Source organism: Lentzea sp. JNUCC 0626 (assembly GCF_043632865.1).
GTDB lineage: Bacteria > Actinomycetota > Actinomycetes > Mycobacteriales > Pseudonocardiaceae > Lentzea.
In genome coordinates, this window is sequence record NZ_CP171635.1 from 2,192,518 (window position 1) to 2,212,809 (window position 20,292).

Below are 20,292 nucleotides of genomic sequence, written 5' to 3' on the forward strand. Positions count from 1 at the left end.
CCTAAGCGGCCGTCGCCCGGCCCGGCGCCACGAAGTCGATCTTCTCGCGGACTCCGCAGTCCGGGCAGCACCAGGTGTCGGGGATGTCGGCCCACGGCGTTCCGGCCGGGAAGCCCTCCCGGGGGTCGCCCGTCTTCTCGTCGTAGACGTAACCGCAGCCCGGGCACATGCCACCGGCCGTCGCGTCGCCGCGCGTGTCGTCGGTCAGCGCCTCGCCGGCATCGGTGCCGCCGTAGCGGGCGAGAACTGCCGCGCGCTTGCCCGGCTGGATGTTGGCGCGGCCGATGTCACCGCCGAAGTGCGCCTGCACGCGCGGGTCCATCACGCGTCGCCACACCGGCGGCACCAGGGCCAGCAGGATCATGCCCGCGTAGCCCGTCGGCAGCACCGGGGACTCCGCGAAGTCCCGCAACGTCTGGTAGCGGCGGGTCGGGTTCGCGTGGTGGTCGCTGTGCCGCTGCAGGTGGTAGAGCAGCACGTTCGTGGCGATGTTGTTGGAGTTCCAGCTGTGGCTGGGGTCGACCCGCTCGTACCGGCGGCGGCCGGGCGCGCCGACCATCTGCCGCAACATGCCGTAGTGCTCCATGTAGTTGACGACCTCGAGCAGCGAGAACCCGATCACGGCCTGGACCAGCAGGTACGGCACGATGCCCGGCCCGAGCCACACGACCATCGCCGCCCACAGCACCGCCGACATCAGCCACGCGTTGAGCACGTCGTTGCCCAGCCGGTACGGGTGCCGGTCGCGCCGCCCGTAGCGCTTCACCTCGAGCCGCCACGCCGACCTGATCGACCCGAACACCGTGCGCGGCCAGAACCGGTAGAAGCTCTCGCCGACGCGGCTGCTCGCCGGGTCCTCCGGCGTCGCGACCCGCACGTGGTGGCCGCGGTTGTGCTCGATGTAGAAGTGGCCGTAGAAGCTCTGCGCGAGCGCGATCTTCGACAGCCACCGCTCGTGGCTCTCCTTCTTGTGCCCCAGCTCGTGCGCGGTGTTGATGCCGATGCCGCCGATGCAGCCGATCGACACCGCGAGCCCGATCTTGTCGACGACGCTCAGGTCGCCGCGCGCGATCAGCCAGAACGCGAACACGAACCCGACGTACTGGATCGGCAGGAACAGGTACGTGACCCAGCGGTAGTAGCGGTCGTTCTCCAGCCGTTCGAGCACGTCGTCGGGCGGGTTGCTGCGGTCGAGCCCGGCGAAGAGGTCGATCGCCGGGACGATCAGCAGCACCACGATCGGGCCGATCCAGAACCACACGCCCCAGCCCGTGACCGCGTGCATCCCGATCGCCAGGAACGCCAGGGACGGCACGACCAGTCCCAGCAGCCACAGGTACCGCTTGCCGTCCGTCCACTGCTCCGTTGAGCCGACGGGCACCGTTGCCTTCGTGTCGCTCATGCCACACTCCTCAGGAGGTTGACAGAACGGTAGGACACGTAAAGCGAGTTTGACAATAGGCGCCTATTTGTAAACCGCGAGGAGCGTGGTGGAGCGGCGCCGGTACGCGACGGCCGTGATCTCGACCCACACGGGCACGTCCGCCAGCACGGCGGCGAGCGCGGCGTCGAGGTCGTGAGCGGTCCGTTCAGGAGAACTCCCCCGCCACACCACCACTTCAGCGTGGATCTCCGCACCGGAGGTGAGCTCGACGCTGTGCACGGCCGGGTGGCACAGCACGGTCTGCTCGACGAGGAACAGCCGCTCGTCTTCGGACAGCGGCGTGCGCAACGGGACCACTCGGCTGGGGCAGCTGGACAACGGAACTCCTCGGGCTGGTGCGGGGGCCTGCACCGGTGCAGACCACAGCAGCAGCCGTTTCGTCACGCCCATTCACCGGATCGGGGTACAGAACGCGTCAGGGTTCCGTCCGGTAGTGGCTCCACGCCGAGCAACCGCAGGTAGGCGAGCAACGGCTGGGAGTGGCTGTGCAGGTTCGCGATCGGATAGGCCTGCATCGCGATGCCCGACTCCGGCAACGCCCACGTCTCGCCCGGACGGTCGCTCTCCGGCGCCAGGTAGCAGTCCGGGCCGGACAGCGTGCCCGTCCACACGTCCGGATAGGCGGCCGTGTGCGCGTGCAGCGTCATGCGGTGCCACTCGTCCCACGCCAGCTCCGGGTCGTAACGGGAAGCCGCCCAGATCAGGGTCATGTTGACCGACGACCACACCTGTCCCTGCGTGCCTTCGGCCACCGGCCAACGATGACGCGCGCCCAGCGGTGAACCGGCCCGGCAGGTGTCGTTGATCGTCGTGAGGAGGCTGCGTGCCTGGTCCGGGGTCGCGGCGCCGCACAGGATCGCCCACGGCTGCACCTCCAACCACAGGTCGTCGTCGCCCACGACGCTGCCGGGGCCGTGCGCGCGCCGGAACCACCTGCCGTTCCACTCATCCGCGACGAGGATCCGGAGGGCTTCGGCACGCTCGCGGGCCTCCTGAGCGGTCGCGGTGTCGCCCAGGCGGTCGGCGAGGCCCGCGTAGACCGGCAGCACCCAGGCGGCCATCGCGGAGTTCAGCACCGACTCGCCGCGTTCGATCATCACCTCTCTGTCCACTCCGGACTCCCGGATGGCGAGGTCGTTCCAGTCCGCGTTGAGGATCCGGACGTGACCGTGTTCGCCCGTGCCCACGACATCGGCGAAGAACCTGAACTGGCGCCTCAGGTTCTCGGCCAGCGGCACGGGTTCGGCGGCGTGGCTCGGGTGGTACGGGACGGGCCGCTCGAACGCGTCGAGGTCGCCGGTCGCGGCGGCGTGCTCGGCAGCGAGCCAGAGCGCCCACAGGTTCAGGTCGGACGGCCGGAACACCTGCGTCCACGGCTGTTTGCGGCCGTCGAGGGCGTACGGGAGGTCGCCGTCCGGAGTGCCCCAGGCGCACGTGTTGCGCAGCACGGACAGCGCGAGGTCCGGTTCGCAGTGCACCAACGGCAGGGCGTGCTGCAACGGATCCCTTGCGGCGCCGTTGAAACCGTGCCGGAACGAGTACGCGCTGCCCTGGTTCAGGGTGTGCCCACCGAGCACGCCGTCCGCGCACGCACCACCGGTCAGCAACGCCGCGTGCCAGCTGATCTCGGGCGTCCGGCCTCTCGGAAGCCGCTCCCGCAACGCGGCGAGACTGTTGGTGTACAAGGCTTCTGGGTCAACCGGGCCGTCGAGGAGGCCGAAGCGGAACCACACGGTGGTCCCTGCTGACACGGTGATCTTCAACGGCCCGTCGGTGGCTTCCACCCGCTCGCCGCCGATGTGTTCCAGCGCCACGACGGCCAGGTCCGGTGGGGCGTCGCCGTGCACGGGGCCGAACTCGAGGTCGACCTCGCGCTGACGCACCAGCCATTCCTCGGTCACCTCGGCCGCACCGGTCACCTTGATCAGCACCCACGGCACATCGCCTTCCGGGCACAGCACCGTGCGCGTGCCGTTCTCGCTCGTGAACCGGACGAAAGTGGGCCCGAACAACGGTTTCCCGTACCCGCCGCCGGTCCGTTCGGCGAGCCACCGGCCGCCGAGGTGCTCGTCCCAGAGACCGAGGAGCCCGTCGCCGTCCGCCGCCAGGGTGATGCGGCGGTTGCCGAGGTGCAGCCGGTGTGTGGTCGACGGCGGGTCGATGATCGGATCCCACGGCGTCGGGCCTGCCCGGTAGTCGAACGCGGGCAGGCCCTCGGCTGTCGTCCACTCCCCGAACGCGCTCACGCGTCCGAGCGTTCCGGCATCACCCCGGCGCGGGCAATCGGCCGATCAGCGCCAGAACCTGCGCCGGCGCTCCGGTTCGACCTTCTCCGACCCGGTGAACTCGCCCAGCACGCGGACCGCCCGCGCCCACAGCTCGTCGGTGTCACCACCGGCGTTGATCGCGGCGATCAGGTCGTGCACCGGCTGGAACTCCGCCCCCTGCCGGGAGGCGAAGAGCGTGCCGAGGCGGCTGGCCAGGTCGGCGAGCAGATCACGGCGTTCCCACACGGGCAGCGCCGCGTCGGTCTCCAGCCTCCGCACCTCCCGCTCGACGACCAGCCGCAGGTCGTCCTGCGGAGGCGTCGGCGGCGTGCTCTCCGGCATCGGCATGCTCTGCGGAGCCGCCATCTTCGGCGCGCCGCGCCCGCCGGCCCTGCGGGAGCGGGTGACGCCACCGGGACGCATGCCGTCCATCATCGCCGGAGCCGCCGCGAACGGACCTGGGGCGAACGGAGCGGGCGCCGCAGCCGCGAGCGGAACGGGCATGGCGCCGCCGAAGCTCCGCACCGGCATCGGCGTCTCCCAGCCCGCAGGCTGTTCGACCGGCTGGGTCACCCGGTGCACCGTGCCGTCCGACACCACCCGCTCGTCGACCGCGACGAACGCGGTGAACCGGCACAGCACGCCGTACTTCAACGACGTGGCAACGATCTGCGGCTCCACCGTGCTGTCGCCGGTCGCGTACCGGTCCTCCAGGTCGCGCAACGCCGCCCGCGCCCACTGCGCCCGGACCGCCTCCGCCGCGTGCTCGGTGACCGCGACCGTCTCGTGCCACTCCGACCCGTCCCGCGTCTTCCCCCGCACGCTGAACTCGGCGGGCTTGCCGGAGTACCGCCCGAACGCCACCAGCGGCACGCCGGGGTAGATCGCCGTGGGCAGCTTCGGCAGGTCGGAACCGGGCTCCACCACGACGTCCGTGACGACCGGCGCGCCGATCCGCCGCTGGATGTGCGTCATCGCCTCGTCGAGCCGGTCCTCGCTCTCGACCAGCTCGCACCGCCCGGCCCCGGCCGCGGCCAGCCTGCCGAGGAACCCGGCGTTGACGGCCGTGTCGATGCCGACGGCGTGGATCCGCGTCCTGTTGATCAACGACGAGATGTCGCGCAGCATCTGGTCCTCGTTGCCGACCTGACCGTCCGTCACGAGCACCAGCACCGGGTCCCGGCCCGTCGCCACGTCGGACAGCAGGCTCAGCCCCTGCCGCAGCGGCTCGAACATCTCCGTCCCGCCGCGCGCCTGCACCTTCGCGAGGTGCTCGACCGCCCGGAACCGGTGCCGGTCGGTGCCCGTGACGAGCCCGCCACCCAGCTCGGCCCGTTCGATCGTGTGGTCGAACGTCAGCACGGCGAACGTGTCGTCGTTCGTGAGGGTGTCGACGATCCGCGCCGCCGCCCTGCGCGCCGCGACCATCTTCCAGCCGCCCATGCTGCCGGACCGGTCGAGCAGCAACACGACGTCACGCGGCCGGGTCTTCGTCTCAGGCTCGGGCGGCAGCACCGTCAGCTGGTACGTGCCTTCGTCGCCCTCGGCGTCCGGCACGCACACGACGGCGGAACTGTTGCCCTGGTAGGCGAGCCTCAGGATGAAATCGCGGTCGACCCGCTCCCCCGGCGTGACCGACACGGTGCTGCCCTCGGTGACGACGGTGTGCAGACTCGACCGCACCTCGCCCAGCTCCAGCCCGCCCGCGTCGACGTCGACCTCGATGCTGAGCCGCACGGGGTTCGGGAAGCCCGGCAGCAGCACCGGCGGCGAGATCCGGGACGCGTCCGGCACCAGATCGGTGTCCTGGGCGTGCCCGTCCCCGACCGACGGCCCCGGCAACGGCTCGCCCGGCACGTACCGCGGCGCCACCACCAGCGGGAACCGGAACGTGCCCGCGCCGTCCTCGAACACCAGCGGCCCGGTCATGGTCAACTCGACCGTGACCCGCTCGCCCGCCGGGATGTTGCCGACGCGCATGGTGAAGACGTCCGGCCGCTCCTCCTCCACGATCGACGCCTGCTTACCGGCCGCGATCGCGTCGTCGTAGGTCTGCCGGGCCTGCGCGCGTTCCTGGAGGTCGGCCACGACCGTGCGATCGCCGGCGGTCATCTTCATGCCGGTCACGGCGGCGCGGTCCGGCAGCGGAAACACGTAGGTCGCTTCGAGCGCGGTGTCGTAGGTGTTCACGAACCCGGTCGTCAGCACCGTGCGGCCGGTCAGGCCGGTGATCTGCGTGCGCACGTCGAGGCGTTCGAGCGGCAGGTTGCCGCGGTCGGTGCGCAGCGCGCCGAGACCCGCGTCCTCGGTCGTCCTGCCGATGCGGTCGGCTTCCGCTTCCTTCATCGGGGCGACGGAGATGGTCATGACTGGTCCCTTTCGGTGAGCAGGCCGCGGGCGGCGAGGAGGTCGAGCAGTGGCTGGGCGGCGGCAGCGATGTCGGCGCGGTCGGCTTCGGTCGGGGTGGCGGGCAGGAGCAGAACGGCACCTCCGGGGAGGGGAACGCCGGTCAGGAGGGGCGGCAGCGCGGGAACGGCGGCGGACGAGGGCAAGGCGGGCGCGCGAGCAGGCGTGTCGGCGGCGGAGGGAGCGGGCTGGGCGGGGGTGGGCTGGGCGGGGGTGGGCTGGGCGAGGGTGGGCTGGGCGAGGGTGGGCTGGGCGAGGGTGGGCTGGGCGAGGGTGGGAGCCCCTGCGGGTGCCGCCCAGAACCTCGGCCGCACACCCTCCGCCGCCGACGCCGAGCCACCCACGTCCGGCGCCGGTGCCGCGTCACCCGAGTCGAGCAGGTGCGCCGGCACGCGGGCGATCGCCGTCAGCGTCGCCTCGGTCGCGCCCGTCAGTTCCAGCTGGATGTCCGCCAGCGTCCTCCCCTCCGACTGCAGTCGCTTCACCGCCACCAACTGGAGCAGGTGGCGCTTCTCGTACAGGGCCGTGCGGCCGCGCATCGCCGACGGTCTGTCGACCAGGCCCGTCGTCGCGTACCAGCGGACGGCCCGCCGGTCGGGAACGTCCCGGACGCGGCCGTTGGGCGCGCCCGAGTACTCCGCCGTCAGTGCGGCGGAGACGCGGTCCAGCAACTCGTCGAGCGTCCACACCCCTAGATAGTGACACTGTCATCGTGACAGTGTCAACGAGAAAACCTGATGATGTTCACGCCTCGTAGCCGGGTAGGGTCCGGCGGGTCCGCGTGCCCCCTGCAAGCCCATCGATGAGGACGGAGAGCACGAGTGACCACGGACGAGGTCGGCACCCTGACCGACCACAGCGTCGAGTTAGGTCGGCGAAAGACCCAGAAGGCCCAGATCCAGTACGCGCTCGAGCACATGCCGCACGGCGCCTCGGTCGAGGACGTCCGGCGGTGGCTCAGCCGTCAGGGTCAGAAGGTTCCGGGAAGGCCGTACGCGACGCCGATCGTGAACGAGTGGCGTGCGCGCAACGGCGTCACCGACACGGCGGGCCAGGTCGTGCTGACGCCCGAACTGATCGCGCAGCTGGACGCGCAGCCCACCGACGACCGCTCCCCCGAACCCGAAACCGCGCCCGAACCGGCGAAACCAGCCGGTGCCAAGGGGTTCTACCTCGTGGCGCTCATGAGCATCGGGGTCAGCGTCGACACGTCGTGGCGGTTCTTCGAGCAGCGGCTCGGCATCACCGACGTCGTCGAACGGGTCCTGCTGTTCTCCGTCATGGAAGCGGCGCTCATCGCGTGCGGCTGGGCGATGCGCGGTGGCGTGCGCCAGAACGGACGACCGGGACCGGCCAGGCTCGTGGCGTGGGCGTTGACGGCCTTCGCCGCGTTCGCCGCCTTCAGCCTGTCCGGACCGATCGCGGGTACGGCACGTGTGCTCCTCGGACCGGTGCTGGGCCTCGTGATGCTGCACCTCGCGCTCGGCATCGAAATCCGCGCCGCACGGCAGCGCACGACGACGTGGGCGCGCATCGGCCGTGAGGTGCGGGAGCGGTTCCTCTCGCTGCTGGGCCTCGGCGACGACGGCCGCGACGCCCTCGCGCGCACCAGGGACAAGGCCGCGCTGCGGGCCGCGAAGCTCGCACTGGCCGGCAAGGGCACGCCGTGGCGCAAGGCACGGCTGCGCAAGGCGTTGCACGCGTCGAACGTCGCGCACGACCCGAGGCAGAAGGACAAGATGCTGCGCGAACTCGGCGTCCTCCAGCACGCCGACAAGCTGGCCCAGACGAACCAGCCCGCGCCGTGGTGACGTTCACCGACGACACGACGCAGGCAGCGGAGATCGCCGCGCTGATCAACCGCGTCTACGCCGACGCCGAGAAGGGCATCTGGCTCGACGGCGCCGAACGCACCACCCCGGAAGAAGTCGCCGGGCTCATCGCAGCCGGTGAGATCGCGATCGCGCGAGACAACGGCAGGCTCGTCGGGTCCGTCCGGATCCACGAGCTGGACGACGGCGCGGGCGAGTTCGGCATGCTCGTCGCCGCCCCCGAGGAACGCGGCACGGGCATCGGACGGAGGCTCGTCGAGTTCGCCGAGAACTGGGCGCGCGACAAGCAGATGACCGAGATGCAGCTGGAACTGCTGGTGCCGCAGGACTGGCAGCACCCGGTCAAGGAGTTCCTGCGCGCCTGGTACACCCGCCTCGGCTACCAGCAGCAACGCCGGGACGACCTCGCGCAGGCCTACCCGTTCCTGGTGCCGCACCTCGCGACCCCGTGCGACTTCCTGGTGTTCCGCAAGGATCTCACTGGGTGAACGCTCAACAAGAACGAAACAGTCGCGAGGTACCGTCCCGCTCCTGAGCCGAAAGCAAGAGGGGGACCTGTGCGCCGTCGTATCCGTGGCACCGCCGTTGCCGCGATCGCGCTGACCATGGTGGTGAGCGCGTGCGCCAAGGACAACGGTGGCACGACCACCACGCAAACCGGGAGCGCCTGCGAGTTCGCGACGCCGCCCACCGCGCCCACCACGTCGCAGGCCGCCGCGACCGACAGCAAGAAGGTCGACGGCAGCGCGTTGAAGATCGGCCTCGCCTACGACATCGGCGGCCGGGGTGACGCGTCGTTCAACGACCTCGCCGCCGCCGGGTTCGACAAGGCGATCGCCGACATGGGCGTGAAGAAGGAGAACACCCGCGAGCTGTCCGCCGCGCCGAACGAGGACGAGACCGCGAAGCAGACGCGGCTGCGGCAACTGGCGAGCGAGGGCTTCAACCCGATCGTCGGCGTCGGCTTCGCCTACACCGAGTCGCTGAAGGTCGTGGCGCCGGAGTTCCCGAACGTCAAGTTCGGCCTGGTCGACTCCGCCGTCGAGGGCGTCTCCAACGTCACGCCGCTGGTGTTCGCCGAGCAGGAGGGCGCGTTCCTCGCGGGCGTCATCGCCGCGTACCAGAGCAAGAAGTGCCACATCGGCTTCGTCGGTGGCGTCGACATCCCGCTGATCCAGAAGTTCGAGGCAGGCTACGTCCAGGGCGCGAAGACCGCGGCACCCAAGATCGCCGTCGACAAGAAGTACATCACCCCCGCCGGTGACTTCACCGGCTTCCAGGACCCGCCCAAGGGCCAGGAGGCCGCGAAGGGCCTGATCGACAAGGGCGCCGACGTCCTCTACCCGGCAGCGGGTGCGTCCGGCATCGGCGTGTTCGCTGCGGTGAAGCAGTCGGGTGTGCTCGCGATCGGCTGCGACGCCGACCAGTACAACCAGCCCGCACTTGCCGCGAACCGCGACGTCATCGCGGCGTCCAGCCTCAAACGCGTCGACGTGGCCGTCTACGACTTCTTCCACGCGGCCGCCGGCAACGACCTCGCGTCGCTGCCGAAGGTGTTCGACCTCAAGTCGAACGGCATGGGGTACGCGACGTCCGGCGGCAAGGTGGACGCGACGTTGCAGGGCATCGTCGAGGGCTACAAGGCGCAGATCATCGAGGGCAAGATCAAGGTCAACGACAAGATCTAATCCCTGCTGCGCCCGGCCGCCACCGCGACGCCGACCTGGGCCAGGCCGAGCACACCGACCATGACGAGGGACGCCGTCCACGTCCCGGTGTGCTCGGCGAAGAACCCGGCCAGCACCGGGCCGAGCGCCGCGAGCAGGTACCCGAGCGACTGGGCCATGCCGGACAACTGCGTGGTCCCGTGCTGGCCCCGGCCGCGCAGGCTGATCAACGTGAGGGCGACGACCAGCGCCGCACCGGAACCGACCCCCGCGATCACCGCCCACACGACGTTCCACGCCGGGAACGCCAGCAGCCCGGCCACGCCGAGAACCATCGGGACACTGGCCGTGACCGCGGCCCTGACCAGGTCGTCACCCCGGCGCATCAGCCGGGGGATGGCCAGGCCCGCGCCGACCCCGACCAGCTGGTAGACGAACAGGTGGAGCCCGGCCTGCTCGGCCGGCACCCCTTCGGACATCTCGATGGTGGGCAGCCACGTGACCATGACGTAGAACGTCGTGGACTGGAGCCCCATGAACGCCGTGACCAGCCACGCGTTCGGCTGCCTCCACACGCTCACCGCCGCGTGCCCCGCGACGACGACCTCGGCCGGGCTGCCCCGCCACGCGCGCACCACCCAGATCCCGGCGACGACGAGCGCCGGAATCGCCCAGAACGCCAGCGCACCGCGCCAGCCCGCGGCGTGCGAGAGCGGAACGGCGACCGCGGACGCGACCGAGGCTCCGACGGTGATGCAGGCCGAGTAGACGCCGGTGGCCAGCGACACGTGGTCGCGGTAGTCCCGTTTGACGACGGTCGGCACCAGCACGTTGCCCACCGCGATCGCACAGCCCGCGACGGCCGTTCCGACCCACAGCCCGACATCACCGGCGACGGCCCGTGCCGCCGCGCCGATCGCGAGCACGACGAGCGCCACCAGCAGCGTGCGCTCGGCCCCGAACCGCCGCGCGGGATGCTGTACCAGCGGCGAGACCACGGCGAACGCCAGCAGCGGCAACGCTCCCAGGAACCCCTGCGCCCCTTCGGAAAGCCCTGCCTCTCCCCCGATCTGCGGCAGCAACGGCCCGAGGGACGTCAGCGCGGGCCTGAGGTTGAGCGCGACCAGGAACACCAACGCGACCAGCAACGGCGCACTTGTCCGCACGGCCGACGTGCGCGCGTTCATCGATCACCCTCCGCAGCACCACGCCGAACGTGACGACGCCTCATGACCCCATCGCAGCCGATTCTCATTCGAACCGCATACAAGGTCTACATGACACGGACTACAGCTCGGATGTAGACGTGGCGCGGCCCGCTCCGACGTCCCGGGCGAGGATGGGTCGCGCGGACGCATCCACGACGTCGTTCGAGAAGGAGCCGAGGGTGAAGTACGTGATCATGATTCACTCGAATCCGCAGCCGTGGGGGCACCCGACCCCCGACTACCTGCCGGACTACCAGGACATGCCGCAGGAGCAACGGGACCGGCTGAACGCCGAGTTCGAGAAGATGCTCGGCGAGTTGCACGAGCGGGGCGAACTCCTCACCGGCGAGGCGCTGGGGGCGCCCGAGTCGTCGCGGCTGTACCGGTGGGACGACGGCAAGCCTCTGGTCACCGACGGCCCGTACTCCGAGGCGAAGGAGCACCTCGCGGGGTTCTTCCTGATCGACGTGGACACCCACGCCCGTGCCGAGGAGATCGCGGCGCGCTTCGCCGGTCCGGGCGAGACCGTCGAACTGCGGCCCACGATGTGGCCCGGCGGTGGCGAGCAGTGACCGCACGAGTGGTCGAGGACGTGTGGCGGCACGAGTCACCGCACGTCCTCGCCGCTCTGCTGCGCAGGCACGGCGACCTGGGCGACTGCGAGGACGCGGCGCAGGAGGCGGCCGAAGCGGCGGCGCGGCAGTGGGAGCGCGACGGCGTGCCCGACAACCCGCGTGGCTGGCTGATCCGGGTCGCTTCCCGGCGCCTGATCGACAGGATGCGCTCGGACGGCGCCAGAGCGGGCCGCGAAGTAGCGGTGGCCTCGCAGGAGCCCGCCCCACTCGCACCGGCGGCTGACGAGCGGCACGACGGGGACGACACACTGCGGTTGTTGCTGCTGTGCTGCCACCCGAGCCTGAGCCGCTCCTCGCAGGTCGCCCTGACCCTGCACGCCGTCGCGGGCCTGAGCACCGCCCAGATCGCCGCTGGCTATCTGGTGCCCGAGCGCACCATGACACAACGCCTGACCAGGACGCGGGCGACGTTGCGAGCGGCGGGCGCGGAGTTCGGGCTCCCCACCGAACCCGAGCTGCCCGCTCGCGTCGCCGCCGTGCTCGACGTCTGCCATCTCATGTTCACCGAGGGACACACCCGCTCCACCGGTGACGCGCTCGTGGACTCGACGCTCGCCGACGAGGCCATCCGCCTCACCCGCCTGCTGCACGCGGTGATCCCCGACCACGACGAGGTCGCGGGTGCCCTGGCGCTGATGCTGCTCACCCACGCCCGCACCCCGGCGCGCACCGACGGTGGACGCCTGGTGCCGCTCGCCGAGCAGGACCGCTCGCGGTGGAACCAAGAACAGATCGCGGAAGGGGTGCGCCTCCTCGAGCGCGTGCTCCCGCGCGGCCACGTCGGGAGGTTCCAGCTCCAGGCCGCGGTCGCCGCCGTGCACGCCGAAGCCATCACCTGGGAGAGCACCGACTGGCGCCAGATCTGTCTGCTCTACGCGATGCTCGCGCGGGTGGCGCCCAGCCCGGTCGTGACGCTCAACCAGGCGGTCGCGGTCGGCATGGCGATCGGCCCGGTGGACGGCCTCGCCCTGGTCCGGCCGCTGCTCGACGACCCGGCGATGCGGCGGCACCACCGCACCCACGCCGTGCGCGCCCACCTGCTGGAGATGAGCGGCGACCTCGTCGGCGCGCTCGACAGCTATCGCCGGGCGGCCGCGCTCGCGACCGGCCTGCCCGAGCAGCGCTACCTCAACTCGCGGATCAGCCGCCTGGACGACCCGCCGCCAGGCGATCGCCGTCCACCCGCGTGCCCGCCTGCTTGAGCTGCCGCAGCACGGGACTCACCTCCATCGTCTCCACCCCGGGCAGCCCGCCGAGCCGACCGGTGGTGAACTCGAAGAGGGCGTCGACGTCGCGGCACTGCACGACGACGTGCAGGTTGTGCGGCCCGGTGACGGCGGCGGCGAAGCCCACCTCGGGCATCTCCACCGTGGCCCGCCCGACCTCCTTGATCTTGCTCGGATGCACCCGCAGCCACAGGTTCGCCCGCGTGCGGTACCCCAACGCCTCCGGCGTGATCTCCACGTCGACGTGCACGACCCCGCTGTCGACCAGTGCGTGCAACCGTCGTGTCGCGCGGCCGGGCGTGAGACCGGACGCGGCACCCAGGTCCACGAAACTGGCCCTGCCGTCGACCGCGAGCGCGGCGAGCAGCTTCTCGTCCTGCACGCTCAACTGCTGCGGCTGCCGCACGACAGGGCGTTCCGCGAACGGACTTCCCGCAGATCCCAGCGCCGTTTCCTGGTCGGGCGTCAGGGCTCCGGCGAGCGCGGCCCAGTAGTGCGCCCGGCCGCCGACGAACTGGTGCAGGATCGCCGAGGCCTGGAGGTCGAGCACCGCCGCGGCGCGCGGAAGCCGGTGACCGAGCAGGTCGTCGCGCTGTTCCTGCGAACGCGACCGCACGGCGAACGTGACCTCGGCACCGGCGGCGCTCAGCGCCACCCAACTCACGTCGTCCCGCTGCGCCAGCGCTTCGGCCATCGCCGTGGCGCTCCCGGGCCGGCACCGCAGGCGCACCATCCACCGGCTCTGCCCCAGCGTGCCGGGGTCGACCACGCCGATCACCCTGATCGTCCCGGCCCGCACCATTCGCCGGTAGCGCCGCGCGACGGTGAGTTCGGACAGCCCCAGCACGGTCCCCACCGTCGCGAAGCTGATCCTCGGATCGATCTGCAGCGCACGAAGGATTCTGATGTCCTCCAGTTCCAGAGTGGTGGAATCGGCGATCGACGGCCCGTTCATGGTGGTGATCTTACGAAGAGACGCGGTTGTGGGCAGTGGAGCGCCTCCCTGCGGCGCACCCTGGAACGCCACCGACAGAAGGAGCCCGACTTGTCTCTTCCCCGCACCTCCCCCACGATCCTGATCGTCGCCGCCGGACGCGGCCTGGGACACGCCATCGCCGAACAGTTCCACCTCAGGGGATGGCACGTCATCGGCACCGTCCGCCCGGACAGCGGCCGCACCCGGCTCCACGAGCTGGCCGAGAACGGCGGCGTGGAGATCGAAACGCTCGACATCAACGACCCCGCGCAGATCGCCTCACTCCGCCGCCGCCTGGACGGCCGCGAGCTGGACGCCCTGTTCGTCAACGCGGGCATCACGACCGAGGACCAGGACGTCACCATCGCCGAGGTCACCGACGAGGACTTCACCACCGTCATGCTCACCAACGCGCTGAACCCGATGCGCGTGATCGAGTCGCTGCAGGACCTCGTCACCCCGACCGGCCTGCTCGGCGTCATGTCGTCCGGCCAGGGCAGCATCACCAACAACGAGCGCGGACAGCGCGAGATCTACCGCAGCAGCAAGGCGGCCCTCAACCAGCTCATGCGCAGCTACGCGGCCCGCCAGCCCGAACCGAAGCGCACGCTGCTGCTCACCGCACCCGGCTGGATCCGCACCGACCTGGGCGGACCGGACGCCCCGCTCGCCATCGAGGACAGCATCCCGAGGCTCGTGAACGTCATGCTGGACCAGCTCGGCACCCCCGGCCTGCGGTTCCTCGACTACCAGAACAAGGTCGTGCCCTGGTGAGGTGGCCGGATCAGTCGAGGACGGCAGCGGCCAGTCCGGCCAGCAGCAGCACCGCCGCGGCGAGGCCGGCCAGGACGAACAGGCCCTGGCCGTCGCCACCACCACTGCCGGCCGAGACGATGGAGGTCTGGGCGGGGTCGTAGCGGACCGTGACGCGACTGCCCACCTGGCGGGGCTCACCGGATTTCGCCTCTGTGAGGGCCGGCGGCCCGTCGCCGTGACAGGACAGGCCGTACACCCAGTTGTAGGACGTGACGTCGAGCATCTCCTCGGTGAAGGAGGTGATCTGACAGTCCGCGTCCCGCCCCCGGTCGTGCAGCACGCGTTCACGGACTCCGAACGCGGTGCAGAACACCAGGACCAAGGTCGCGAAGATCATCAACAGCCCCGCCGGCCACCCGAACGAGAACTCCAGCTGCGCGAAGACGAAGCCCAGGATCGCCGCGAGCACCACGACCACACACCCGATGAACAACCCGGAGTCGGCTCGGCCGTGATAGGCGGTCACCGCCCCGACCACCACAGCGCCGATCAGGGCGAGCTGCGGCGCAAGCCCGAGCAAGATCCGCAACGGCAGGCTCACCGGATCATGGTGGCACACGGAGCGCGGTCACCGGACCGCGTCAGCAGTGCTGGAACACGTGGTCCGCGTTGTCCGACCCGACCAGCTTCCGATCGCGCAACGTCGTGGTCTTCGGCGTCGCGGCGTCCGCACACACATCGGCGAACGTGCCGCGCAGGTTGTCGGTGTACTCGACGTCCATCACGTGCGCGCCGTAGACCTCCGTGTACGACGAGCACTCCTTGAACGCGTGGCACTCCTCGGTGACGGCGAAGTCGAACCCGACCTCGTCGTGCGCGCGCCTGCTGACCTCCGCCGAGTTCTTCTGCCCGATCGGCAGGCCGCGTTCGTGGGCCCGCGCGCTCAGCAGCGCCGCGTAGGCGAGGTTGTGCTCGACCGTGAGCCGGTCGCCCGACCGCGAGTACGAGTCGAGGTTGTCGATCTCCACGGCCCCGAACCCCCGCTCCGCGCACCGCGTGATCGACTCGCCGGTGATCCGCGCCAGTTCGTCCCGGTTGGACGGTGACGAGGTGTCCACCAGGAACTCGTCCGGCCACTCCGGATCGATCACCGGCTCGCCGCCGGAGTCCTGGAGGATCAGGTGCCTGCGCTGGTTCAGCCACAGCTCGCGATCCTGCGGCTGGGTCTGGAAACCGTTGACGTAACAGACGTTGAACACGCCGGGAGCGGGTGACGCCGTGCTGTCCCGCGCCACTAGGGTGACGCCGGCGGGTGGCACGTACGCGGTGCCCAGCTGGTAGTCGAGCACGGCGGGCGACGGCGGCAGCTTCACCTCCGCCCGCGGCACCGTCGACGCCGGAGGCGAGGCGCCCTGCCCTTCCGCGCATCCGGCGAGCAACGCGACCAGCGAGAGGACAGTCCACAAGGGACGAACGGGCGTGCGCACCACGCCATTCGACCACACGGTGGCGCTCGCTTCAGCCGCTGTACCGGCAGCCGTCGAGCAGCAGCCCGATGGTGATCTTCGGGTCGTACCCGGAGTCGACCCGCTCGGCTCCCGCGCACACGTCACCGATCGCGCGGAGCAGTTGCAGCGCGGGCACGTCCACCTTGACCTCCCCCGCCGCGCGCGCCGCGGCGAGGATCTCGTCGAGCACCGGCAACAACCGGTCGAGGAAGAGCCCGTGCAGCGCGCCGAAGCCCTCGGGGTCGTTGCGCGTCGCGGCGGCCAGCCCGTGCTTGGTCACCAGGAAGTCCACGAACAGGTCCACCCACCGCCGCAGCGCCTCGAACGGCGACTCCTCCGCCGCGAGCAGCGCGGGCCCGGCCTCGGCGCACGCGTCGACCTGGTGCCGGTAGACGGCCACGACCAGGTCCGCGCGCGTCGGGAAGTGCCGGTAGATCGTCCCCATGCCGACCCCGGCCTCGGCCGCGATGCGGCGCACCGGCGCGTCCACGCCGTCGGTCACGAACACCGCGGCGGCCGCGTCGAGCAGCGCCTTCTCGTTGCGCCGCGCGTCCGCCCGCTTCGCGGTCGCCGACTCCCCAGCACTCACTCGGACACACCTCTCACCAGCACGGTTGACAAGCGGAACAGCGCTCCATATATTCGGAACGTCGCTCCGATTAGGAGCCTACCAGCCCCACCCCTCGCCTCTTCAGGAGCAATTCGCCATGCCCGGAATCATCAGCGTCAAGCCCGTCGTCCTGCCCGCCCCCGACCGCGGCGACGACCTCCAGGTGCGCGTGTCCGCCCCCGTCACCGGTTCCGATCTCCCGATCGTCGTGCTGGCACACGGCTTCGGCGGTTCGATGACCTACTACGACCCGCTGGTGGACCACTGGGCCGCCAACGGGTTCGTGGTCGTCCAGCCGACGTTCCTCGACTCGCGCACCCTCGGTGTCACGCCGGCGGATCCCCGGTACGCGGACATCTGGCGCTTCCGCGTCCAGGACGTCCAGCGCGTCCTCGACGACCTGGACGTGCTGCTCGCCGCCGTGCCGGGACTGTCCGGCCGCGCGTCCCGCGACCGCATCGCCGTCGCGGGCCACTCGTGGGGCGCGCAGACCGTCGGCACGCTGCTCGGCGCACGGGTCCTCGACGCGGACGGACGCCCCGGCCCCGACCTGACCGACCCGCGCGTGAAGGCGGGCGTGCTCCTGGCGGCCACCGGGTTCGGCGGCGAGAACCTCACGCCGTTCGCCCAGGAGCACTTCGGCGCGTTCATGTCCCCGGACTTCGAGCGGCTGACCACGCCGTTCCTGACCGTCGCCGGTGACGCCGACCAGTCGCTGCTCGGCAAGCGCGGCCCCGACTGGTTCACCGACGTCTTCCACCACAGCCCCGGCTCGCGAGCCCTGCTCACGCTGTCCGGCGGCGAGCACTCCCTCGGCGGCATCCACGGCTACAACGCCGCGGACACCACCGACGAGAACCCCGCCCGCGTCGCCGTGATCCGGCGCGTCGCCCACGCGTTCCTGCTCGACGCGCTCGGCGTGGACGGCCTCGCGTGGAAGCAGGCGCAGGCCGAGGACCTCTCCCCCGAGGGCCGCCTCGACCTCAAGTGACCTACAGGTGGTGCGAGTAGAAGGCGGCCAGCCGGTCGACAGCCGCGTCGACGTACTCGGGCACGTCGTACATCTCGTAGTGACCCGCGCCCTCGACCACCATGAGGTCGACCGGATTGGGCGCCAGCTTCCACAGGCGCATGCCGGCCTCGTAGGAGCCGGTGTTGCCGACACGTCCCGCGAGAACGACCTGCAGCGGCTGGGTCATGAGCCGGTCGACCAGGTGGAACGCGTCGTAGCCGATGAGCAGCGAGTCGCTGCGCGAGAGACGGCGGTTCGTCGAGCGCTCGTGCCCGCCCCGCCCGGTGCGGTAGAAGGTGATCGCCTGGATCGTGTCGATGTCGGTCATCCCGGCCGCAGCGGCCTGTTCCACCGTGTCGGGGAGCCAGTTCACGCGGACCAACTCACCGGAGCGGGCCTCCTCGACCCGCGCGGCCGCCATGGCCTCGAGCGCCGCTACCGGTCCGTCCGGCTGAAACCCGCGGAACGACGTGCCCATGTCGCCGGGAACGACCGTGCCGACCGCCTTGATCCGGTGGTCGGTGCGGGCGGCGTGGACCGCGTAGCCACCACCGGCGCAGATGCCGAGAACGCCAATGCGCTCAGGGTCCACACCAGGGACCGCGCCGAGAGCGTCGATCGCGTAGGAGATGTCCTCGCCGCGGCGGTACGGGTCTTCGAGGTCGCGCGGTTCACCACCGCTCTGCCCCTGGTGAGCGGGGTCGAACACGAGCGCCGGAATCCCCCGGGCAGCAAGCCGGGACGCGTAGTTCGCGCCGATCTGCTCCTTGACGCTGCTACCCGGCGTGCAGAGCACGACGGCACGCGACGGCGTGGCCTCGTCGAAGTCGTCGGGCAGGTGGAGGTCGGCGGCCAGCGTGATGGGTCCGCGCGGGATCGTGACGTGGTGAAGCACCTGACAGCACCCTTCGCGTATGGTTCGTTCAACAACCGATCAGTACGAACACCGGATTAGTACGATGCTGTACTAGTACAGAACTGTACCATTTGACGAAGGGGTTAGCGTGGCCGTCGACGCCGCACAGCTGTGGACGCTGAACCACCGCCTGCTCACCGTCGTGCTGGACGCCTGCACCACCGAACTGGCCGAACTGGGCCTGGAGACGAAGGAGTTCTTCGTGCTCGCCGAGGTGGCCACGTCCCCCTACCCGGCAGAACTGGCCACGGCGCTGGTGATCCCGAAGGCCAGCGTGACCGTCTACGTCCGCAGCCTCGTCGCAAAGGGCTTCATGCGACGCGAGATCGACGACGCGGACCTGCGCCGACACCGACTCGCACTCACCACCGAGGGCGAAGCGGCACGCGACCGCGCACTCTCGGCACTCGCGAAGGAGTTCGACCGCCGCCTGGACCGGATCGACCCACGCGATCGCACCGAACTGCAGCGAATCCTCCTCTCACTGCTCGACCGCTAGCCCGGCTCGCTCGGGCGTGTGCTCGCGGGTGTCGTACCGCCAGAACGACCGCGCACTCACCGCCGCGACCAGCACGACCGCGATGCAGAGCGCGGCCGCTCCGGACCAGGCCAGCGTGAACGTCGTGGCCGCCGCCATGAACCCCGCCCGCAGATCCCCCAGGCGCGGCCCCCCGTTCACCACCACGGTGAACACCCCCTGCAGACGTCCGCGCAGCCGGTCCGGCACGAACGTCTGCAGGATCGCCTGCCGGTAAACCGCACTCACGAAGTCCGCCGCGCCCGCGACGACCAACAGCAACACCACCGCCCACAAGCTGTGCAGGAACCCCGCGACCGCAATGGCGGCCGACCAGACAACGACAGCGAGCGTGAGCGCGACACCCTGCCGCCGCACACTCCCGATCCACCCGCTGAGCAGACCGGCGAGGATCGACCCGGCGGCGATCGCCGAGTACAGCGGCCCGACTCCCCCGTCGAACCTCGTGGCGGCGGCCTGCGGGAACAACGCCTCCGGTGTCGCCAGCACCATCGCGGCGATGTCGACCGCGAACGACATCATCAACACCGGGTTGCCGCCGAGGAACCGCAAACCCTCCACAATGGACTTCAACCCGGGCCGCCCCAACCCGTCGGCCACGCCGAACGAAGGCAGCCGGGCCGTGGCGTACAGCGAGGCCGTGAACAACACGGCGTCCGCGGCATAGGCGAGGCCGAACCCACCCGGCAGTCCAATCAGGACTCCAGCCACGAGCGGCCCCAACACCTGCCCGAGCGTCGACACCGTGTAGCTCAACGCGTTGGCCGCCGGCACCAGCTCGGCAGGCACCAGCAACGGCAAGATCGCACCCCGCCCGGACGCCGACACCGCGAAACTCCCCGACTGCACGGCCACCAGCCCGAGGATCAACACCGGCGAGCGCACCTCGGCGAGACTCTGCGCGAGCAGCGCGAGCGTCACGACCCACGACACCGACGACGACACCAGCACCAGCTTCCGGCGGTCGACCGCGTCCGCGATCGCCCCGCCGTAGAGGCCGAAGACGACGACCGGGAGCAGCCCCACCACGCCGCTGAGCCCGACCACGAAGGACGAGCGCGTCAGCTCGTAGAGCTGCACCGGCACCGTGACGGCCGTGATCATCATGCCGACGACCGCGGTGCCCTGCCCCAGAAAAGACCGCCGGTAGGCGGGAATCGCGAGCGGGCGGGTGTCGGCGAAGAACCTTCTCATCCGTCCACGGTGATCCACTGGCCACTGGAAAACTTCCGATAAACTGCCCGTCTGTATCGCAATACCGCCATGGGCTGAGGCAGGCACGCTCAGTCAC

Annotated in this window: 20 protein-coding genes; 8 read left to right on the top strand and 12 right to left on the bottom strand. The window is 70.7% G+C overall.

Features of this window, described 5'->3' with window-relative positions; translation table 11 throughout:
- Position 1: 1 nt before the first annotated feature.
- The 5 genes from JNUCC0626_RS09805 to JNUCC0626_RS09825 all read right to left on the bottom strand — a co-directional run bounded on the left by JNUCC0626_RS09805 (position 2) and on the right by JNUCC0626_RS09825 (position 6,806).
- Positions 2 to 1,402, bottom strand: a complete 1,401-nt coding sequence (locus JNUCC0626_RS09805) for a fatty acid desaturase (RefSeq protein WP_394619369.1) — start codon at positions 1,400 to 1,402, stop codon at positions 2 to 4.
- Between the two features lie 63 nt (positions 1,403 to 1,465).
- Positions 1,466 to 1,828, bottom strand: a complete 363-nt coding sequence (locus tag JNUCC0626_RS09810) for a hypothetical protein (protein WP_394619370.1) — start codon at positions 1,826 to 1,828, stop codon at positions 1,466 to 1,468.
- A complete protein-coding gene (locus JNUCC0626_RS09815) occupies positions 1,825 to 3,690 on the bottom strand; it encodes a GH36-type glycosyl hydrolase domain-containing protein (protein WP_394619371.1) in 1,866 nt (621 codons plus the stop codon). Before JNUCC0626_RS09815 ends, JNUCC0626_RS09810 begins: the two co-directional genes overlap by 4 nt.
- Positions 3,691 to 3,735: 45 nt before the next feature.
- Positions 3,736 to 6,078 (bottom strand): VIT domain-containing protein, encoded by a 2,343-nt coding sequence (locus JNUCC0626_RS09820; RefSeq protein ID WP_394619373.1) that lies wholly within the window; start codon positions 6,076 to 6,078, stop codon positions 3,736 to 3,738.
- The gene (locus JNUCC0626_RS09825; protein WP_394619374.1) at positions 6,075 to 6,806 is read right to left on the bottom strand and encodes a MerR family transcriptional regulator; all 732 of its coding nucleotides are present in this window, start codon (positions 6,804 to 6,806) and stop codon (positions 6,075 to 6,077) included. The genes JNUCC0626_RS09820 and JNUCC0626_RS09825 overlap by 4 nt, the downstream gene beginning before the upstream one ends.
- A 132-nt stretch (positions 6,807 to 6,938) precedes the next feature.
- Between JNUCC0626_RS09825 and JNUCC0626_RS09830 the strand changes: the two genes are divergently transcribed.
- From JNUCC0626_RS09830 to JNUCC0626_RS09840, 3 genes are all read left to right on the top strand, one after another.
- Entirely contained in the window at positions 6,939 to 7,928 is a 990-nt protein-coding gene (locus tag JNUCC0626_RS09830; protein WP_394619375.1) for a hypothetical protein, read from the top strand.
- A complete protein-coding gene (locus JNUCC0626_RS09835; protein WP_394619376.1) occupies positions 7,925 to 8,437 on the top strand; it encodes a GNAT family N-acetyltransferase in 513 nt (170 codons plus the stop codon). The genes JNUCC0626_RS09830 and JNUCC0626_RS09835 overlap by 4 nt, the downstream gene beginning before the upstream one ends.
- 81 nt (positions 8,438 to 8,518) lie before the next feature.
- A complete protein-coding gene (locus tag JNUCC0626_RS09840; protein WP_394622002.1) occupies positions 8,519 to 9,637 on the top strand; it encodes a BMP family lipoprotein in 1,119 nt (372 codons plus the stop codon).
- Here the strand turns inward: JNUCC0626_RS09840 and JNUCC0626_RS09845 are convergent.
- Complete coding sequence (locus tag JNUCC0626_RS09845) at positions 9,634 to 10,803, bottom strand: CynX/NimT family MFS transporter (protein ID WP_394619377.1); 1,170 nt, start codon at positions 10,801 to 10,803, stop codon at positions 9,634 to 9,636. The two genes, JNUCC0626_RS09840 and JNUCC0626_RS09845, sit on opposite strands and share 4 nt — an antisense overlap.
- 200 nt (positions 10,804 to 11,003) lie before the next feature.
- Here JNUCC0626_RS09845 and JNUCC0626_RS09850 point away from each other — a divergent pair, with 200 nt between their 5' ends.
- Together JNUCC0626_RS09850 and JNUCC0626_RS09855 are read left to right on the top strand one after the other, a co-directional pair.
- Positions 11,004 to 11,396, top strand: a complete 393-nt coding sequence (locus JNUCC0626_RS09850; RefSeq protein ID WP_394619378.1) for a YciI family protein — start codon at positions 11,004 to 11,006, stop codon at positions 11,394 to 11,396.
- Positions 11,393 to 12,661 carry an RNA polymerase sigma factor gene (locus tag JNUCC0626_RS09855; protein ID WP_394619379.1) on the top strand — a complete coding sequence of 423 codons (1,269 nt, stop codon included), beginning with the start codon at positions 11,393 to 11,395 and terminating at the stop codon, positions 12,659 to 12,661. The genes JNUCC0626_RS09850 and JNUCC0626_RS09855 overlap by 4 nt, the downstream gene beginning before the upstream one ends.
- Here JNUCC0626_RS09855 and JNUCC0626_RS09860 read toward each other — a convergent pair.
- Positions 12,600 to 13,640 (bottom strand): Lrp/AsnC family transcriptional regulator, encoded by a 1,041-nt coding sequence (locus JNUCC0626_RS09860; protein ID WP_394619380.1) that lies wholly within the window; start codon positions 13,638 to 13,640, stop codon positions 12,600 to 12,602. The two genes, JNUCC0626_RS09855 and JNUCC0626_RS09860, sit on opposite strands and share 62 nt — an antisense overlap.
- 90 nt (positions 13,641 to 13,730) lie before the next feature.
- Between JNUCC0626_RS09860 and JNUCC0626_RS09865 the strand changes: the two genes are divergently transcribed.
- Positions 13,731 to 14,435 carry an SDR family oxidoreductase gene (locus JNUCC0626_RS09865; protein WP_394619381.1) on the top strand — a complete coding sequence of 235 codons (705 nt, stop codon included), beginning with the start codon at positions 13,731 to 13,733 and terminating at the stop codon, positions 14,433 to 14,435.
- Between the two features lie 10 nt (positions 14,436 to 14,445).
- Here the strand turns inward: JNUCC0626_RS09865 and JNUCC0626_RS09870 are convergent, their stop codons facing one another.
- The 3 genes from JNUCC0626_RS09870 to JNUCC0626_RS09880 are packed head-to-tail and all read right to left on the bottom strand — an operon-like array spanning position 14,446 to position 16,514.
- A complete protein-coding gene (locus JNUCC0626_RS09870) occupies positions 14,446 to 15,018 on the bottom strand; it encodes a hypothetical protein (RefSeq protein ID WP_394619382.1) in 573 nt (190 codons plus the stop codon).
- Positions 15,019 to 15,058: 40 nt separating this feature from the next.
- Positions 15,059 to 15,904 (bottom strand): endo alpha-1,4 polygalactosaminidase, encoded by an 846-nt coding sequence (locus JNUCC0626_RS09875; protein ID WP_394619383.1) that lies wholly within the window; start codon positions 15,902 to 15,904, stop codon positions 15,059 to 15,061.
- A 31-nt stretch (positions 15,905 to 15,935) separates the two neighbouring features.
- On the bottom strand, positions 15,936 to 16,514 hold the full coding sequence (locus tag JNUCC0626_RS09880; RefSeq protein ID WP_394619384.1) for a TetR/AcrR family transcriptional regulator: 579 nt from the start codon (positions 16,512 to 16,514) through the stop codon (positions 15,936 to 15,938).
- A 118-nt stretch (positions 16,515 to 16,632) separates the two neighbouring features.
- Between JNUCC0626_RS09880 and JNUCC0626_RS09885 the strand changes: the two genes are divergently transcribed.
- Positions 16,633 to 17,526 carry an alpha/beta hydrolase family protein gene (locus JNUCC0626_RS09885; RefSeq protein ID WP_394619385.1) on the top strand — a complete coding sequence of 298 codons (894 nt, stop codon included), beginning with the start codon at positions 16,633 to 16,635 and terminating at the stop codon, positions 17,524 to 17,526.
- A gap of 1 nt (position 17,527) precedes the next feature.
- Here the strand turns inward: JNUCC0626_RS09885 and JNUCC0626_RS09890 are convergent, their stop codons facing one another.
- Complete coding sequence (locus JNUCC0626_RS09890; protein ID WP_394619386.1) at positions 17,528 to 18,442, bottom strand: alpha/beta hydrolase; 915 nt, start codon at positions 18,440 to 18,442, stop codon at positions 17,528 to 17,530.
- 109 nt (positions 18,443 to 18,551) lie between these two features.
- Between JNUCC0626_RS09890 and JNUCC0626_RS09895 the strand changes: the two genes are divergently transcribed.
- Positions 18,552 to 18,962 carry a MarR family winged helix-turn-helix transcriptional regulator gene (locus JNUCC0626_RS09895; RefSeq protein ID WP_394619387.1) on the top strand — a complete coding sequence of 137 codons (411 nt, stop codon included), beginning with the start codon at positions 18,552 to 18,554 and terminating at the stop codon, positions 18,960 to 18,962.
- Here the strand turns inward: JNUCC0626_RS09895 and JNUCC0626_RS09900 are convergent.
- On the bottom strand, positions 18,945 to 20,195 hold the full coding sequence (locus tag JNUCC0626_RS09900; RefSeq protein WP_394619388.1) for an MFS transporter: 1,251 nt from the start codon (positions 20,193 to 20,195) through the stop codon (positions 18,945 to 18,947). The genes JNUCC0626_RS09895 and JNUCC0626_RS09900 overlap by 18 nt on opposite strands.
- Positions 20,196 to 20,292: the final 97 nt, after the last annotated feature.

Coding starts and splice junctions, on each gene's coding strand:
- JNUCC0626_RS09805 (WP_394619369.1), bottom strand. CDS start 1,402: ATGAGCGACACGAAGGCAACGGTGCCCGTCGGCTCAACGGAGCAGTGG.
- JNUCC0626_RS09820 (WP_394619373.1), bottom strand. CDS start 6,078: ATGACCATCTCCGTCGCCCCGATGAAGGAAGCGGAAGCCGACCGCATC.
- JNUCC0626_RS09845 (WP_394619377.1), bottom strand. CDS start 10,803: ATGAACGCGCGCACGTCGGCCGTGCGGACAAGTGCGCCGTTGCTGGTC.
- JNUCC0626_RS09860 (WP_394619380.1), bottom strand. CDS start 13,640: ATGAACGGGCCGTCGATCGCCGATTCCACCACTCTGGAACTGGAGGAC.
- JNUCC0626_RS09885 (WP_394619385.1), top strand. CDS start 16,633: ATGCCCGGAATCATCAGCGTCAAGCCCGTCGTCCTGCCCGCCCCCGAC.
- JNUCC0626_RS09900 (WP_394619388.1), bottom strand. CDS start 20,195: ATGAGAAGGTTCTTCGCCGACACCCGCCCGCTCGCGATTCCCGCCTAC.